The following is a 16,155-nucleotide window of genomic DNA, read 5'->3' on the forward strand; positions in this document are numbered from 1 at the left end:
ACAGTATGCACCATTTATACGGCTTGCCTACCCTTATATCAGAGCCGAAAAATAAACAAAATGTGAACCGGATATCCGGCTCAACTTAGAAAAATATTACTAATCAACAAGCTATACCACTAAAAATAATGGTGGTTTATCATCGGATTATCGACCAAGATTGGCTAACTCTCGGACAATGCGACAATTATATGACGCCATCATCCCTTCTGGCAGAACGAATTTCCCGCCTCAGCAGCGCGCTGGAGAGCGGTCTTTATGAGCGGCAAGAAGCGATTCGCCTGTGCCTGCTGGCGGCGCTGAGCGGCGAAAGCGTATTCCTGCTCGGCCCGCCCGGCATCGCCAAGAGCCTGATCGCGCGCCGGCTGAAGTTTGCCTTCCGCAACGCCCGCTCCTTTGAATACCTGATGACGCGCTTTTCCACGCCGGAAGAGGTCTTCGGCCCGCTCTCCATTCAGGCGTTGAAAGATGAGGGGCGCTATCAGCGTCTGACCGCCGGCTACCTGCCGGAAGCGGAGATCGTGTTTCTGGACGAGATCTGGAAGGCCGGCCCGGCGATCCTCAACACCCTGCTGACGGCGATCAACGAACGGCGCTTTCGCAACGGCAACAGCGAAGAACCGATCCCGCTGCGCCTGCTGGTGACCGCCTCCAACGAACTGCCCGAAGCGGACAACAGCCTCGAAGCCTTATATGACCGCATGCTGATCCGCCTGTGGCTGGATAAGGTGCAGGATAAGCAGAATTTCCGCTCGCTGCTGGTCAACCGCCAGAGCGAAAGCCAAAACCCGGTGCCGGCGGCGCTGAGCGTCAGCGACGAAGAGTTTCTGCAGTGGCAGCCGCAGATCGATAAGGTGGCGCTGCCGGAAGCCTGCTTTGAGCTGATTTTCCAGCTGCGCCAGCGGCTGGACGCGCTGGAACAGGCGCCGTACGTCTCTGACCGACGCTGGAAAAAAGCCCTGCGCCTGCTGCAGGCCTGCGCCTTCTTCAGCGGGCGCGACGCCATCGCCCCGCTCGACCTGATGCTGCTGAAAGACTGCCTGTGGCACGATCTCACCTCGCTGAAGCTGCTGCAACAGCAGATCGATCAGCTGCTGACCGAATCGGCCTACCAGCAACAGTCGATGCTGATCCAACTGCAACAAATCCACACCCGCTGGCTGCAGGATCAGCAGCAACAAAGCGACCGGCAGGCCATCAGCCTGGTGAAAAAGGGCGGCATGTTCAGCCGTAAACCGCAATACGCACCGGCCACGCCGTTCGCCGGCGGCACCCTCACCCTGTTGCTGCAAAAGCCGCTGCAGCTGCATGACATTCAGGTCAACCATCTGAGCATCGAAAGCAGCGTGCTGGACAACTGGCTGCAAAAAGGCGGCGACGTGCGCGCCAAGCTGAACGGCATCGGCTTCGCGCAGCCGATCGATTTGGAGGTCGACGACCAACTGCACCTGACGGTGCTGGACGTCAGCCGCCAGCCGTCGCTGCTGGCGCTGCCAGGCAAACAGGCCACCGCCACGCCGCAGGCGCTGCTGGACGAAATGGACGCGTTGGCCCAACGCCTGGCGGAGCAGCGCCGCGCCTTCAGCCAACATCAGCCCTGCCTGTTCACACCCGCCGCCGGCCTGGCCAAGATCGAAGCCAGTCTGCTGCAGGTGGCGGAGCAGGTTAAACAGCAACTGCAGCAAATGCGCGGCCAGTAACCATGCTCAGTCTGGAGACGCTCGATCTGCTGCTGGCGATCGCCGAAGGCGAAATGATCGAGGAGATGATCGTCGGCATGCTGGCGGCGCCGCAGCTGTCGGTGTTCTTTAAAAAGTTTCCGGCCCTTCGCCGGGCGCTGGATCGCGATCTGCCACGCTGGAAACTGCAGCTCAAGGAGCGTCTGCAGGAAGCCATGGTGCCGCCGGCGCTGGCGCAGGAATTTTACCGCTACCAACAGTGCCAGCTGGAGAACAACACCCAGTTCTATCACAACCTCAATGACACGATGGAGCTGCTGCGCCAGCTGGTCTCGCCGTTTTATGAACAGGCGCGCGCGCTGGTGGACGCCGCCGATCTGCCCAATCATCCGCTGGACGACAGCTTCCAAACCCTGTTCCTGCAGCGCTGGCGCATCAGCCTGACGCTGCAGGCCACCATGCTGCACCACCAGCTGCTGGAACAGGAGCGCGAGCAGCTGATGGCGGAACTGCAGGAGCGACTTGCGCTGAGCGGCGCGCTGGAGCCGCTGCTGTCGGAAAACGACACCGCCGCCGGCAGGCTGTGGGACATGAGCAAAGGCCAGCTGCAGCGCGGCGATTACCAGCGGCTGGTGGAGTACGGCAACTTTTTGCAGCAGCAGCCGGAGCTGAAAAAGCTGGCGCAGCAGTTGGGCCGCAGCTATCAGGCCAAGGCGGTGCAGCAACAGGACGCGCAGCCGGAGCCGTTCAGGGTGATGGTGCAGGTGCCGGCCACGCTGCCGGAAGAAGTGAGCGGCATTCATCAGAGCGACGACATCCTGCGCCTGCTGCCGCCGGAGCTGGCGACGCTGGGCATTGAAGAGCTGGAGTTCGAATTTTATCGCCGCCTGCTGGAAAAGCGGCTGCTGAGCTACCGCCTGCAGGGCGACGTCTGGCAGGAACAGATCCTGATCCGCCAGGTCACCCACCAGCAGCAGGATCAACAGCCGCGCGGGCCGTTTATCGTCTGCGTGGACACCTCAGGATCGATGGGCGGTTTCAACGAACAGTGCGCCAAGGCGTTCTGCCTGGCGCTGCTGCGCATTGCGCTGGCGGACAACCGCCGTTGCTACATCATGCTGTTCGCCAACCAGATCGTGCATTACGAGCTCACCGCCGCCAGCGGCATCGAACAGGCGGTGCGCTTTCTCGGCCAGCAGTTTCGCGGCGGCACCGATCTGGCGGCCTGCCTGAACGCCACCGTCACCAAAATGGCGGAGAGCGGCTGGTTCGACGCCGATGCGGTGATCATTTCCGATTTTATCGCTCAGCGGTTGCCGGAGGAGGTAATAAAGAAGGTGAAACAGCAGCAGCAAAGCCACCAGCAGCGTTTCCATGCGGTGGCGATGTCCGCCTACGGCAAACCCGGCATCATGCGCATCTTCGATCATATCTGGCGCTTCGATACCGGGCTGAAAAGCCGTTTGATGCGCCGCTGGCGGCGCTAGGCGGGATCAGAGCAGCCCTTCGACCGCCCCGCGCACTTCCGGCGACCACACGCCGCACTGCACCTGGCCGATATGCGACAGTTGCAGCAGCAGCATCACCAAGCGCGACTGACCGATGCCGCCGCCGATGGTCTGCGGCATATCGCCGCGCAGCAGCGACTGGTGCCACTCCAGCTTCATGCGCTCTTCATCGCCGGTCAGCGCCAGCTGACGTTTCAGCGCGGCGGCGTCGACACGGATGCCCATAGAGGACAGCTCGAAAGCGTCCTGCAGCACCGGGTTCCACACCACGATATCGCCGTTCAGGCCCGCCAGGCCATCCGCCGCCGGGGTGGTCCAGTCATCATAATCCGGTGCCCGCACATCGTGCGATTTGCCGTGCGACAGCTTGCCGCCGATGCCGATCAGGAACACTGCGCCCAGCTCTTTGGCGATCGCCCGCTCGCGCCCTTTGGCGTCCAGATCCGGGTAACGCTGCAGCAGGGTTTCGCTGTGCACAAAGTGGATCTGTTCCGGCAGGAACGGGGTCAGACCATGCTCGCGGCTGACTTCCGCCTCCGTCGCCTTGATGGCGGCGTAAATGCTGCGCACGGTGCTTTTCAGGTAGTCCAGGCTGCGCTCACCGTCGCCCATCACCCGCTCCCAGTCCCACTGATCGACGTACACCGAGTGGATAGGCGTCAGGCGATCTTCATCCGGGCGCAGCGCCTTCATATGGGTGTACAGGCCTTCGCCGGCGCCGAAATCGTAGCTGCCCAGGGTTTTGCGTTTCCATTTCGCCAATGAATGCACCACTTCGAAGGTGGCGTCCGGCAGGGTTTTCACCTTAACCTGCACCGCTTTCTCGCTGCCGGAGAGGTTATCCTGCGTGCCGTCGCCCAGACGGCTGAGGATCGGGGCCTGCACTTCGATCAGGCCTAGCTGTTGCTCCAGCTGGCGGGAGAAGAAGGATTTGACCTGGCTGATTTGTTGTTGTTTTTGGATAAACTGTTTTTTCATTGCCGTATCTCTTGTAAACCTGTCTCTGTTGCCATCGATTAAGCAACAAAACGACACACCAATTCAATATCCATTAATCAATATTGCCTTTTCACTTTTAATCGTTCATTTTTATCCGGACAGAATTCAACAATCGTTAATTAATGGGGGATTAAATGGCGGAAATTTATCAGATCGATAATCTCGATCGCGGCATCCTCAACGCTCTGATGGACAACGCGCGCACGCCGTACGCCGAACTGGCGAAAAACTTCGCCGTCAGCCCCGGCACCATTCATGTGCGGGTAGAGAAGATGAAACAGGCCGGGATCATCACCGGCGCGCGCATCGACGTCAGCCCCAAACAGCTGGGCTACGACGTATGCTGCTTTATCGGCATCATATTAAAGAGCGCCAAGGACTACCCTTCGGCGCTGAAGAAACTGGAAAGCCTGGAAGAAGTAGTGGAAGCCTATTACACCACCGGCCACTACAGCGTCTTTATCAAGGTGATGTGCCGATCGATCGACGCACTTCAGCAGGTACTTATCAACAAGATCCAGACCATCGACGAGATCCAGTCTACCGAAACGCTGATCTCGCTGCAGAACCCCATTATGCGCACCATCGTGCCGTAACCCGCCAAATTGCATACCCACATTATCCACAGGTAGATCCCAGCCGATTCACAGCGTACAATGCAGCCACTTTGAGTGAGAAGGTTGGGATCGTTGGTTCATGGCAGACATTACTCTGATCAGTGGCAGTACGCTTGGCAGCGCCGAATACGTGGCTGAACATTTGGCTGAAAAGCTGGAAGACGCGGGTTTCTCTACCGAGATGCTGCACGGCCCTGAACTGGATGAACTGCCGTTGACCGGCCGCTGGCTGGTGGTCTCTTCCACGCACGGCGCCGGCGAACTGCCGGATAACCTTCAGCCGCTGCTGGAGCAGATCGCCGAACAACAGCCGGATCTTTCCGAGGTGCAGTTCGGCGCCGTCGGTTTGGGCAGTTCGGAATACGACATCTTCTGCGGCGCGATCAAACAGATCGACGATCTGCTGATCGCCAGAGGCGCGAAAAGGATCGGCGATCGTCTCGAGATCGACGTGACCGAGCATGAAATTCCCGAGGATCCGGCCGAGGAATGGGTAAAAAACTGGATTAATTTACTCTAGTTTGTCTAAAGATCGCGCGAACGATTGTGGATAACTAAGCTTAAAAGCAGGGTAAAAGCCGTAGTTATCCAAATAACAACCGTAGGTCGCTTTTTGTCCTGTGTATAACAAGCCTTTTAGATCCCAGCTTATCTGCGTCGGGATCACCGATCATTCACAGCAAACGATCCTCCTTAATCTGCTGATCTTCTTCGTGAATAGTTACTTATCCACAGAGGATCGCGATCCTAATAAGAGATCTAATAAAGAGATCTTTAAATAAAAAAGATCTTCTTTTAATTACCGACGATCCTGACCGCTTGGTCGATCGTCTAAACTTGAGTAGAATCCCCCACCCCAGGGCAAATAACGATCGTTCGCAATACGGCGAGGTGCAGTTCCATGTTTTATCCAGATCAATTTGACGTCATCATCATCGGTGGTGGCCATGCAGGTACCGAGGCCGCCATGGCCGCGGCGCGCATGGGGCGTCAGACTTTATTATTGACACACAATATCGATACGCTGGGACAGATGTCCTGTAACCCGGCGATTGGCGGTATTGGTAAAGGGCATCTGGTTAAGGAAATTGATGCACTCGGCGGCCTGATGGCCACGGCGATCGATCATGCCGGCATCCAGTTTAGGATACTAAACGCCAGCAAAGGCCCTGCCGTTCGCGCCACTCGCGCTCAGGCGGATCGCGTACTGTATCGCCAGGCGATCCGCACCGCGTTGGAGAACCAGCCCAACCTGATGATCTTCCAACAGCCGGTTGAGGATCTGATCGTCGAAAACGATCGCGTTGTGGGCGCCGTAACCCAAATGGGCCTGAAATTCCGCGCCAAAGCGGTGGTATTGACCGTCGGCACCTTCCTGGACGGCAAGATCCATATCGGCCTGGAGAATTACAGCGGCGGCCGCGCGGGGGATCCTCCTTCGATCTCGCTGTCGCAGCGTTTGCGTGAGCTGCCGCTGCGCGTCAACCGCTTGAAAACCGGTACGCCGCCGCGCATCGACGCCCGCACTATCGATTTCAGCGTACTGGCGCCACAACACGGCGATACGCCGGTGCCGGTATTCTCGTTCCTGGGCGATGCCAGCCAGCACCCGGAACAAATGGCGTGCTACATCACCCACACCAATGAAAAAACCCATGACGTGATCCGCAATAACCTCGATCGCAGCCCGATGTATGCCGGGATCATCGAAGGGATCGGCCCACGTTACTGCCCGTCGATCGAAGACAAGGTCATGCGCTTTGCCGATCGCAACGCGCACCAGATCTTCCTCGAACCGGAAGGCCTGACCAGCAACGAAATTTACCCTAACGGCATTTCCACCAGCCTGCCGTTCGACGTGCAGATGCAGATCGTCCGTTCGATGGAAGGGATGCAGAACGCGCGTATTATTCGCCCTGGTTATGCCATCGAGTACGATTTCTTCGATCCGCGCGATTTGAAGCCGACGCTGGAAAGCAAATTCATTCAGGGGCTGTTCTTCGCCGGCCAGATCAACGGCACCACCGGGTATGAAGAAGCCGCTGCGCAGGGCCTGTTGGCCGGCCTGAACGCCGGGCGCTTCGCCGACGAACAGGAAGGCTGGGCGCCACGTCGCGATCAGGCCTACCTGGGTGTGCTGGTGGACGATCTCAGCACCCTCGGCACCAAAGAACCGTACCGTATGTTTACCTCACGCGCCGAGTATCGTCTGATGCTGCGCGAAGACAACGCCGATCTCCGCCTGACGGAAAAAGGCCGTGAACTCGGCCTGGTGGACGACGTGCGTTGGGCGCGTTACAGCGAGAAGCTGGAGCGAATCGAACGCGAACGTCAGCGCCTGCGCGACATCTGGATGCACCCGCACGCCGAGAACGTCGAACAGGTCAATGCGCTGCTGAAAGCGCCGCTGTCGCGCGAAGCGAACGGCGAAGAGCTGCTGCGCCGCCCGGAGATGGATTACGCACAGTTGACCGGCACCGAGGCCTTCGCGCCGCCGCTGGACGACGTACAAGCCGCCGAACAGGTCGAGATCCAGGTCAAATACGAAGGCTACATCGCTCGTCAGCAGGAAGAGATCGAAAAACAACAGCGCAACGAGAACACCGTGCTGCCGTTGGATCTCGACTACCGTCAGGTTTCTGGGCTGTCGAACGAGGTGATCGCCAAACTGAACGATCACAAACCGAACTCCATCGGCCAGGCTTCGCGCATCTCCGGCATTACGCCGGCGGCGATCTCGATTTTGCTGATCTGGCTGAAAAAGCAGGGACTGCTGCGCCGCAGCGCATAAATCCCGCAGCCAGGCGGCCGTTTGCTCATCCCGTAGCCAAACGGCCGCTGACATCACTTGCGCCCTGAATTATCATAGGCGCCTCATTGCGCCAGCTAACCATCCGCTGGTCGTTCAGCGCCTGCCAAAGGATCCGTTGTGCAAAAAAAATTAGACTCGCTGCTCGCGGCAGCAGGCATTGAGCTGCCCGATCAGCAGAAACAGCAGCTGCTGGGCTATGTCGGCATGCTGGATAAGTGGAACAAGGCTTATAACCTCACGTCGGTGCGCGATCCGCAGCAAATGCTGGTGCGCCACATCCTCGATAGCATCGTGGTCAACCCGCATCTGCAGGGCTCGCGTTTTATCGATGTCGGCACCGGCCCCGGCTTGCCGGGCATTCCGCTGGCGATCGTGCGCCCGGACGCGCATTTTACGCTGCTCGACAGCCTGGGCAAGCGCGTGCGTTTCCTGCGTCAGGTGCAGCATGAGCTGGGCCTGAACAATATCGAGCCGGTGCAGAGCCGTGTTGAGGAGTTTCCGGCCGAGCCACCGTTCGACGGCGTGATCAGCCGCGCGTTCGCTTCGCTGCAGGATATGCTGTCCTGGTGCCATCACCTGCCGGCGAAAGGGCAGGGGCGTTTTTACGCGTTGAAAGGCGTGCGCCCGGATGAAGAGCTGGCGCAGCTGCCGGCGGGCGTTAGCCTGGAATCCATCGTGCGGTTGCAGGTGCCTGAATTGGAAGGCGAACGCCATCTGGTGATTCTTAAGGCAAACTGAGTTTGCTTTTGATCAAACAAGCGTGAATTAAAGGCAGTACCAGGCAGAAAGATAAGCAGGCTAATTAGTTGGTCGCTTTTTTTAGTTAATTTACTTTCTATTAACACAAAAAACGCGGCTAATTAGCGACAATAGAGTAATTGCATTTGGAAATAGTCACGTTAGCAATCATGTGCGAAAGATTGGCGTTTGCTGCTAATGTTAATTGGCTGTTGGAATATTACCCTGCGGCTTGTCAATAAAAGGTTTTCGTCGGGTATACGGATTGTTTTTGAACAGTTAACTGATAATGTTTTGATTTATATAATCTTTTGATCGCTCAAATTGCTAAAGACGGTTTGGTTGACCATCGGCTATAAATCAGGAAGGGACATTACTGTGATCGGCTTCGCGTTTCTAAACGCAACGCTGGAATAATCAGACAATTAAATGCGCCCTATTATTCCGACCGTTTTCTTGTGAAAATAGGCTGGAATAGGGAAATTTAAATAATTGTTCACCTTTTCGCTACTTATCGATTGAATTCGTTGGTATGCCCCGTATAATTTGCTCGTTTTTTGCTGCTTGACTCTGGACAGCAAAAACAGTTGTATACGTCACTCAGCATACCCCCTCTGGGGTACGGAGAGAACAAACGTCATGTCTGTGTCCCTTTACAGCGGGAAAGTCGCACGCAAACTGCTGTTTTTGCAGTTAATGACTTTTGTTCTGATCAGCGTTGCTTTCTGGCTGAAAAGCCCGGAATGGAGCGCTTCGGCGCTGGCAGGCGGTCTCGCCGCCTGGTTGCCGAGTGCAATGTTTATGCTGTTTGCCTTGCGCCATCAGGCGCAAACGCCGGCGCCCGGTAGGGTTGCCTGGTCGTTCGCCATCGGCGAGGGGCTAAAGGTCGTGATCACCATCGTTTTGCTGATCGTGGCGCTGGGGGTGTTCAAGGCGGAGTTTATACCGCTTGGCCTGACCTATTTAGCGGTGTTAGTGGTGCAGATAGTGGCACCGGCCGTGATTAACAGTTACCGAACTTAACTAAATAAGGGTAAGAGGCATCATGTCTGCAGGAGAAGTCTTGACTCCACAGGAGTATATCGGTCACCACCTGACGCAGCTTCAGGTCGGGACTGGGTTTTGGTCGATTAACCTCGACTCGATGTTTTTCTCCGTCGTCCTCGGGGCGCTCTTCCTGGTGATCTTCCGCAAAGTGGCCAAAAACGCCACCAGCGGCGTGCCGGGTAAACTGCAAACCGCCGTGGAGCTGGTGGTCGGTTTCGTCGACAGCAGCGTGCGCGACATGTACCACGGCAAGAGCAAGGTCATTGCGCCGTTGGCGCTGACCGTGTTCGTCTGGGTGTTCCTGATGAACCTGATGGACCTCATCCCGGTTGACTTCCTGCCCTATCTCGGCACCCACGTTCTCGGTCTGCCTGCGCTGCGCGTCGTGCCTACCGCCGACGTGAACGTCACGCTGTCTATGGCGCTGGGCGTGTTTATCCTGATTCTGTTCTATAGCATCAAAATGAAAGGCGTTGGCGGGTTCGTTAAAGAGTTGACCATGCAGCCGTTCAACCACCCTGTATTCATTCCTATCAACCTAATTCTTGAAGGTGTCAGCCTGCTGTCCAAACCTGTTTCACTGGGTCTGCGACTGTTCGGCAACATGTATGCGGGTGAGTTGATCTTCATCCTGATTGCCGGCCTGTTGCCGTGGTGGTCACAGTGGGTTCTGAGCTTGCCTTGGGCTATCTTCCACATCCTGATCATTACGCTTCAAGCCTTTATTTTCATGGTTCTGACGATCGTCTATCTGTCGATGGCGTCTGAAGAGCACTGATTTTCTTAAAACACTTGCACTTTTAAACTGAAACAAACTGGAGACTGTCATGGAAAACCTGAGTATGGATCTGCTGTACATGGCTGCCGCTGTGATGATGGGTTTAGCGGCAATCGGTGCTGCGATCGGTATCGGCATCCTGGGTGGTAAATTCTTGGAAGGCGCTGCTCGTCAGCCTGACCTGATTCCTCTGCTGCGTACACAGTTCTTTATCGTTATGGGTCTGGTCGACGCCATCCCGATGATCGCTGTAGGTCTGGGTCTGTACGTGATGTTCGCCGTCGCGTAAGTAGAGCAACCCTCTACGACGTAACCAAACTATTAACTTTTAAAGAGGCATTGTGCTGTGAATCTTAACGCAACAATCCTCGGCCAGGCCATCGCGTTCGTTCTGTTTGTCTGGTTCTGCATGAAGTACGTATGGCCGCCGATCATGGCTGCCATCGAGAAACGTCAGAAAGAAATCGCTGACGGCCTCGCTTCTGCAGAGCGTGCCAAAAAAGATCTGGACTTAGCGCAAGCCAATGCGACCGACCAGCTGAAAACTGCTAAAGCAGAAGCTCAGGTGATCATCGAGCAAGCGAACAAACGCAAAGCTCAGATCATGGATGAAGCGAAAGCCGAAGCCGAGCAGGAACGTAACAAAATCGTGGCGCAGGCTCAGGCTGAGATCGAAGCCGAACGTAAGCGCGCTCGTGAAGAGTTGCGTAAGCAAGTCGCGATGCTGGCAATTGCCGGCGCCGAGAAGATCATCGAACGTTCCGTGGATGAAGCTGCTAACAGCGACATCGTTGATAAACTGGTCGCTGAACTGTAAGGAGGGAGGGGCTGATGTCTGAATTTGTCACTGTAGCTCGCCCCTACGCCAAAGCAGCTTTTGACTTTGCCGTTGAGCACCAAAGCGTAGAGCGCTGGCAGGAAATGCTGGCGTTTGCGGCTGAAGTCACTCGCAATGAACAGATTTCTGAACTGCTGTCTGGCGCGGTCGCGCCAGAAACGCTGTCCAAGACGTTCATCGCGGTTTGTGGCGATCGGCTCGACGAACATGGCCAGAACTTTATCCGCGTAATGGCCGAAAATGGACGTTTACTGGTTCTTCCTGCCGTGCTGCAGCAGTTCATCGAACTGCGCGCCTCGCTGGAATCCACCGTCGAAGTCGAAGTGCTCTCTGCGAGCGCGCTGAGCGACGAACAGCAGGCGAAAATCGCCGCTGCGATGGAAAAACGTCTGTCACGCAAAGTTAAGCTGAATTGCAAAATTGACAAGTCTGTACTGGCCGGCATCGTTGTTCGCGCCGGCGATATGGTGATTGATGGCAGCGTTCGCGGTCGTCTTGAACGCCTGACAGACGTCTTGCAGTCTTAAGGGGACTGGAGCATGCAACTGAATTCCACCGAAATCAGCGAACTGATCAAGCAGCGCATTGCTCAGTTCAATGTAGTGAGCGAAGCTCACAATGAAGGTACTATCGTTTCCGTCAGCGACGGGATCATCCGCGTACACGGCCTGGCCGACGTTATGCAGGGCGAAATGATCGCTCTGCCTGGCAACCGTTACGCAATCGCATTGAACCTGGAGCGCGACTCCGTCGGTGCCGTGGTCATGGGTCCGTACGCGGATCTGGCCGAAGGCATGAAGGTTAAATGCACCGGCCGTATCCTGGAAGTTCCAGTCGGTCGTGGTCTGCTGGGCCGCGTAGTTAACACCCTGGGCGCGCCAATCGACGGCAAAGGCCCGATTGAGAACGACGGTTTCTCTCCGGTAGAAGCTATCGCGCCAGGCGTTATCGAGCGTCAATCCGTTGATCAGCCGGTTCAGACTGGCTACAAATCCGTTGACGCCATGATTCCAATCGGCCGTGGCCAGCGTGAGCTGGTGATCGGTGACCGTCAGACCGGTAAAACCGCGCTGGCGATCGATGCGATCATCAACCAACGCGACTCCGGCATCAAATGCGTTTACGTGGCTATCGGCCAGAAAGCGTCCACCATCGCTAACGTGGTGCGCAAACTGGAAGAGCACGGCGCACTGGCCAACACCATCGTGGTTGTGGCGACCGCTTCCGAATCCGCTGCACTGCAATACCTGGCGCCATACGCCGGTTGCGCAATGGGCGAATATTTCCGTGACCGCGGTGAAGATGCGCTGATCGTGTACGATGACCTGTCCAAACAGGCCGTTGCTTACCGCCAGATTTCCCTGCTGCTTCGTCGTCCGCCAGGTCGTGAAGCTTACCCAGGCGACGTATTCTACCTGCACTCCCGCTTGCTGGAGCGTGCAGCGCGCGTTAACGCCGAATACGTTGAAGCCTTCACCAAAGGTGAAGTTAAAGGCCAAACCGGTTCACTGACCGCTCTGCCGATCATTGAAACCCAGGCGGGTGACGTTTCCGCGTTCGTTCCGACCAACGTAATCTCGATTACCGATGGTCAGATCTTCCTGGAATCCAACCTGTTCAACTCCGGTATTCGTCCGGCAGTTAACCCGGGTATCTCCGTATCCCGTGTTGGTGGCGCCGCGCAGACCAAGATCATGAAGAAACTGTCCGGCGGTATCCGTACCGCGCTGGCGCAGTATCGTGAACTGGCTGCGTTCTCCCAGTTCGCATCCGATCTGGACGACGCGACCCGCAAACAGCTGAGCCACGGTCAGAAAGTGACCGAGCTGCTGAAACAGAAACAGTATGCGCCGATGTCGGTCGCACAACAGTCTCTGGTGCTGTTTGCCGCAGAACGCGGTTACCTGAACGACGTCGAAGTCGCCAAAGTGGTGAGCTTCGAAGCCGCGCTGGTCGCCTATGCGGACCGCGAGCACGCCGAGCTGCTGAACCACATCAACCAAACTGGCAACTTCAATGATGAGATCGAGGGCAAGTTGAAAGACATCCTCGAGACCTTCAAGAAAACCCAGTCCTGGTAACGCCGAACGGTCCTGCTGTTGAAAGACAGCAGGCCGTCTGGCACTGAGGAGAAGCAGAGATGGCCGGCGCAAAAGAGATACGTAGTAAGATCGCTAGCGTGCAAAACACGCAAAAGATCACTAAAGCGATGGAAATGGTCGCCGCCTCCAAAATGCGTAAATCGCAGGATCGCATGGCGGCCAGCCGTCCTTATGCAGAGACCATGCGCAAAGTGATTGGTCACCTTGCGTTAGGGAATCTGGAGTACAAGCACCCGTACCTGGATGAGCGTGACGTTAAGCGCGTCGGGTATCTGGTGGTGTCTACTGACCGTGGTCTCTGCGGCGGCTTGAACATCAACCTGTTCAAAAAGCTGCTGGCGGAGATGAAAGCCTGGTCCGAAAACGGCGTCGAAACCGATTTGGCGCTGATTGGCTCTAAAGCGGCCTCTTTCTTTGGTTCCGTGGGCGGCAACGTGGTTGCCCAGGTGACCGGCATGGGGGACAAACCTTCCCTGTCGGATCTGATCGGGCCGGTGAAAGTGATGCTGCAGGCCTACGACGAAGGTCGTTTGGACAAGCTGTACATTGTCAGCAACAAATTTGTTAATACGATGTCCCAAGAGCCGCAGGTGCTTCAGCTGCTGCCGTTACCGCCAGCCGATGACGAAGAGCTGAAGAAAACGCCTTGGGATTACCTGTATGAACCCGATCCAAAAGTGCTGCTTGATACCTTGCTGCGCCGCTATGTGGAGTCGCAGGTTTATCAGGGCGTCGTGGAAAACCTGGCCAGCGAGCAGGCCGCACGAATGGTCGCGATGAAAGCCGCAACCGATAACGGCGGTAGCCTGATCAAAGAGCTGCAGTTGGTATACAACAAGGCGCGTCAGGCCAGCATCACTCAGGAACTCACCGAGATCGTTTCGGGAGCCTCCGCGGTTTAAGCTAGGTTTACGAATTACGTAGAGGATTCAAGATGGCTACTGGAAAGATTATCCAGGTAATCGGCGCCGTGGTGGACGTCGAGTTCCCTCAGGATGCCGTACCGAAAGTGTACGACGCCCTTGAGGTAGAAAACGGCACCGAAAAACTGGTGTTGGAAGTTCAGCAACAGCTGGGCGGTGGCGTGGTTCGCTGTATCGCAATGGGGACCTCCGACGGTCTGCGTCGCGGTCTGAAAGTGAACAACCTGGACCACCCGATTGAAGTGCCGGTGGGTAAAGCTACCCTGGGCCGTATCATGAACGTATTGGGTCAACCGATCGACATGAAAGGCGACATCGGCGAAGAAGAGCGTTGGGCGATTCACCGCGCGGCGCCAAGCTACGAAGAGCTGTCCAGCTCCCAGGAACTGCTGGAAACCGGTATCAAGGTAATGGACCTGATTTGTCCGTTCGCCAAGGGCGGTAAAGTCGGTCTGTTCGGTGGTGCGGGCGTGGGTAAAACCGTAAACATGATGGAGCTGATCCGTAACATCGCGATCGAGCACTCCGGTTATTCCGTGTTTGCGGGCGTGGGCGAGCGTACTCGTGAGGGTAACGACTTCTACCACGAAATGACCGACTCCAACGTTCTGGACAAAGTATCCCTGGTTTACGGCCAGATGAACGAGCCACCAGGTAACCGTCTGCGCGTTGCGCTGACCGGCCTGACCATGGCGGAGAAATTCCGTGACGAAGGCCGTGACGTTCTGCTGTTCGTTGACAACATCTACCGTTACACCCTGGCCGGTACCGAAGTGTCCGCACTTCTGGGCCGTATGCCATCCGCGGTAGGTTATCAGCCAACGCTGGCGGAAGAGATGGGCGTTCTGCAAGAACGTATCACCTCGACCAAGACCGGTTCCATCACTTCCGTACAGGCCGTTTACGTTCCTGCGGATGACTTGACTGACCCGTCACCAGCCACCACCTTTGCGCACTTGGACGCAACCGTGGTACTGAGCCGTAACATCGCTTCTCTGGGTATCTACCCGGCCGTTGACCCGCTGGATTCCACCAGCCGTCAGCTGGATCCGCTGGTTGTTGGCCAGGAGCACTACGACGTAGCGCGTGGCGTGCAGTCCATTCTGCAACGCTACCAGGAACTGAAAGATATCATCGCGATCTTGGGTATGGACGAGCTGTCTGAAGAAGACAAACTGGTCGTATCCCGTGCGCGTAAGATCCAACGCTTCCTGTCTCAGCCGTTCTTCGTGGCAGAAGTCTTCACCGGTTCTCCGGGCAAGTTCGTATCGCTGAAAGACACCATCCGTGGTTTCAAAGGCATTATGGACGGCGACTATGACCACCTGCCGGAGCAGGCGTTCTACATGGTTGGCACCATTGAAGAAGCAGTGGAAAAAGCCAAGAAACTGTAACGCCTTGAGAGGAGGGTGATATGGCTATGACTTACCATCTGGATGTAGTCAGCGCGGAAAAACAGATGTTTTCCGGCCTGGTGCAGAAGATCCAGGTGACAGGCAGCGAAGGTGAACTGGGGATCTTCCCTGGCCATGCGCCGCTGCTGACTGCCATCAAGCCTGGCATGGTGCGTATTGTTAAGCAGCACGGTGAAGAAGAGTTCATCTACCTGTCCGGCGGCATCCTCGAGGTGCAGCCGAGCGTGGTTACCGTGCTGGCGGACACTGCTATCCGTGGTACTGACCTCGACGAAGCGAGAGCGTTGGAAGCTAAGCGTAAAGCTGAAGAACACATTCGCAGCTCTCATGGCGATGTCGACTATGCTCAGGCATCCGCTGAACTGGCGAAAGCGATCGCGAAACTGCGCGTTATCGAGCTCACCAGAAAAGCGATGTAATGTTTGGGTGCAAAGCACCCAACTTTAAGAAAGCGGCCTATAGGGTCGCTTTTTTTTTACTTTAAAATAAGCATTTCAGCCAGGCGGGCGGTGTGGTGTATAACCCCTGATATCGGGAAATAAACGTCGCCGATCGCCGACAGTTTTTTCGTCCCGGCGCCGAATTGGCCACGATAGCGGCAGGCCAAGGCCCACGCGGCCTGCGCCGGGTTCGTGATGAGAAATATGTAGTAATATTGTCGCTAAACGGTTTTACTTTCGTCTATCAAAATGGAGTTAT

General features: G+C 56.4%; 16 protein-coding genes. 15 read left to right on the plus strand and 1 reads right to left on the minus strand.

The genetic code is table 11. The annotated features are described in order from the left end of the window. Window positions 1-191: 191 nt before the first annotated feature. Together ravA and viaA are read left to right on the plus strand one after the other, a co-directional pair. Window positions 192-1,700, plus strand: a complete 1,509-nt coding sequence (ravA, locus tag SSARUM_RS23865) for an ATPase RavA (RefSeq protein ID WP_086556989.1) — start codon at window positions 192-194, stop codon at window positions 1,698-1,700. A 2-nt stretch (window positions 1,701-1,702) separates the two neighbouring features. After that, on the plus strand, window positions 1,703-3,166 hold the full coding sequence (viaA, locus tag SSARUM_RS23870; protein WP_033649569.1) for an ATPase RavA stimulator ViaA: 1,464 nt from the start codon (window positions 1,703-1,705) through the stop codon (window positions 3,164-3,166). Window positions 3,167-3,172: 6 nt separating this feature from the next. Here the strand turns inward: viaA and asnA are convergent, their stop codons facing one another. Continuing rightward, complete coding sequence (gene asnA, locus SSARUM_RS23875) at window positions 3,173-4,165, minus strand: aspartate--ammonia ligase (RefSeq protein ID WP_033636511.1); 993 nt, start codon at window positions 4,163-4,165, stop codon at window positions 3,173-3,175. Between the two features lie 155 nt (window positions 4,166-4,320). Here asnA and asnC point away from each other — a divergent pair, with 155 nt between their 5' ends. The 13 genes from asnC to SSARUM_RS23940 all read left to right on the plus strand — a co-directional run bounded on the left by asnC (window position 4,321) and on the right by SSARUM_RS23940 (window position 15,875). Next, on the plus strand, window positions 4,321-4,782 hold the full coding sequence (gene asnC, locus SSARUM_RS23880; protein WP_004933786.1) for a transcriptional regulator AsnC: 462 nt from the start codon (window positions 4,321-4,323) through the stop codon (window positions 4,780-4,782). A gap of 100 nt (window positions 4,783-4,882) precedes the next feature. Then, a complete protein-coding gene (gene mioC, locus SSARUM_RS23885) occupies window positions 4,883-5,323 on the plus strand; it encodes an FMN-binding protein MioC (protein WP_033649568.1) in 441 nt (146 codons plus the stop codon). Between the two features lie 381 nt (window positions 5,324-5,704). Beyond that, window positions 5,705-7,594, plus strand: a complete 1,890-nt coding sequence (gene mnmG, locus SSARUM_RS23890; protein ID WP_033649567.1) for a tRNA uridine-5-carboxymethylaminomethyl(34) synthesis enzyme MnmG — start codon at window positions 5,705-5,707, stop codon at window positions 7,592-7,594. 138 nt (window positions 7,595-7,732) lie between these two features. Next, window positions 7,733-8,353, plus strand: a complete 621-nt coding sequence (rsmG, locus tag SSARUM_RS23895) for a 16S rRNA (guanine(527)-N(7))-methyltransferase RsmG (protein WP_033649566.1) — start codon at window positions 7,733-7,735, stop codon at window positions 8,351-8,353. A gap of 639 nt (window positions 8,354-8,992) precedes the next feature. Further along, a complete protein-coding gene (gene atpI / locus SSARUM_RS23900) occupies window positions 8,993-9,376 on the plus strand; it encodes a F0F1 ATP synthase subunit I (protein ID WP_004933796.1) in 384 nt (127 codons plus the stop codon). Window positions 9,377-9,398: 22 nt separating this feature from the next. Beyond that, a complete protein-coding gene (gene atpB / locus SSARUM_RS23905) occupies window positions 9,399-10,178 on the plus strand; it encodes a F0F1 ATP synthase subunit A (protein WP_025160299.1) in 780 nt (259 codons plus the stop codon). A gap of 49 nt (window positions 10,179-10,227) precedes the next feature. After that, window positions 10,228-10,467 (plus strand): F0F1 ATP synthase subunit C, encoded by a 240-nt coding sequence (gene atpE / locus SSARUM_RS23910; RefSeq protein WP_004093904.1) that lies wholly within the window; start codon window positions 10,228-10,230, stop codon window positions 10,465-10,467. A 57-nt stretch (window positions 10,468-10,524) separates the two neighbouring features. After that, on the plus strand, window positions 10,525-10,995 hold the full coding sequence (gene atpF / locus SSARUM_RS23915; protein WP_004933804.1) for a F0F1 ATP synthase subunit B: 471 nt from the start codon (window positions 10,525-10,527) through the stop codon (window positions 10,993-10,995). A 14-nt stretch (window positions 10,996-11,009) separates the two neighbouring features. After that, window positions 11,010-11,543 (plus strand): F0F1 ATP synthase subunit delta, encoded by a 534-nt coding sequence (gene atpH / locus SSARUM_RS23920; protein WP_033649565.1) that lies wholly within the window; start codon window positions 11,010-11,012, stop codon window positions 11,541-11,543. Window positions 11,544-11,555: 12 nt separating this feature from the next. Next, a complete protein-coding gene (gene atpA, locus SSARUM_RS23925) occupies window positions 11,556-13,097 on the plus strand; it encodes a F0F1 ATP synthase subunit alpha (RefSeq protein WP_033636516.1) in 1,542 nt (513 codons plus the stop codon). A 59-nt stretch (window positions 13,098-13,156) separates the two neighbouring features. Beyond that, entirely contained in the window at window positions 13,157-14,020 is an 864-nt protein-coding gene (atpG, locus tag SSARUM_RS23930) for a F0F1 ATP synthase subunit gamma (protein WP_060431245.1), read from the plus strand. Between the two features lie 32 nt (window positions 14,021-14,052). Beyond that, the gene (gene atpD / locus SSARUM_RS23935) at window positions 14,053-15,435 is read left to right on the plus strand and encodes a F0F1 ATP synthase subunit beta (protein WP_004933813.1); all 1,383 of its coding nucleotides are present in this window, start codon (window positions 14,053-14,055) and stop codon (window positions 15,433-15,435) included. 20 nt (window positions 15,436-15,455) lie between these two features. Further along, window positions 15,456-15,875 (plus strand): F0F1 ATP synthase subunit epsilon, encoded by a 420-nt coding sequence (locus SSARUM_RS23940; protein ID WP_004933814.1) that lies wholly within the window; start codon window positions 15,456-15,458, stop codon window positions 15,873-15,875. The last annotated feature ends 280 nt before the right edge of the window (window positions 15,876-16,155 follow it).

It is taken from the genome of Serratia sarumanii (genome assembly GCF_029962605.1).
Classification (GTDB): Bacteria; Pseudomonadota; Gammaproteobacteria; order Enterobacterales; family Enterobacteriaceae; genus Serratia; species Serratia sarumanii.

Coding starts and splice junctions, on each gene's coding strand:
- ravA (WP_086556989.1), top strand. CDS start 192: ATGACGCCATCATCCCTTCTGGCAGAACGAATTTCCCGCCTCAGCAGC.
- viaA (WP_033649569.1), top strand. CDS start 1,703: ATGCTCAGTCTGGAGACGCTCGATCTGCTGCTGGCGATCGCCGAAGGC.
- asnA (WP_033636511.1), bottom strand. CDS start 4,165: ATGAAAAAACAGTTTATCCAAAAACAACAACAAATCAGCCAGGTCAAA.
- asnC (WP_004933786.1), top strand. CDS start 4,321: ATGGCGGAAATTTATCAGATCGATAATCTCGATCGCGGCATCCTCAAC.
- mioC (WP_033649568.1), top strand. CDS start 4,883: ATGGCAGACATTACTCTGATCAGTGGCAGTACGCTTGGCAGCGCCGAA.
- mnmG (WP_033649567.1), top strand. CDS start 5,705: ATGTTTTATCCAGATCAATTTGACGTCATCATCATCGGTGGTGGCCAT.
- atpI (WP_004933796.1), top strand. CDS start 8,993: ATGTCTGTGTCCCTTTACAGCGGGAAAGTCGCACGCAAACTGCTGTTT.
- atpB (WP_025160299.1), top strand. CDS start 9,399: ATGTCTGCAGGAGAAGTCTTGACTCCACAGGAGTATATCGGTCACCAC.
- atpE (WP_004093904.1), top strand. CDS start 10,228: ATGGAAAACCTGAGTATGGATCTGCTGTACATGGCTGCCGCTGTGATG.
- atpH (WP_033649565.1), top strand. CDS start 11,010: ATGTCTGAATTTGTCACTGTAGCTCGCCCCTACGCCAAAGCAGCTTTT.
- atpA (WP_033636516.1), top strand. CDS start 11,556: ATGCAACTGAATTCCACCGAAATCAGCGAACTGATCAAGCAGCGCATT.
- atpG (WP_060431245.1), top strand. CDS start 13,157: ATGGCCGGCGCAAAAGAGATACGTAGTAAGATCGCTAGCGTGCAAAAC.
- atpD (WP_004933813.1), top strand. CDS start 14,053: ATGGCTACTGGAAAGATTATCCAGGTAATCGGCGCCGTGGTGGACGTC.
- SSARUM_RS23940 (WP_004933814.1), top strand. CDS start 15,456: ATGGCTATGACTTACCATCTGGATGTAGTCAGCGCGGAAAAACAGATG.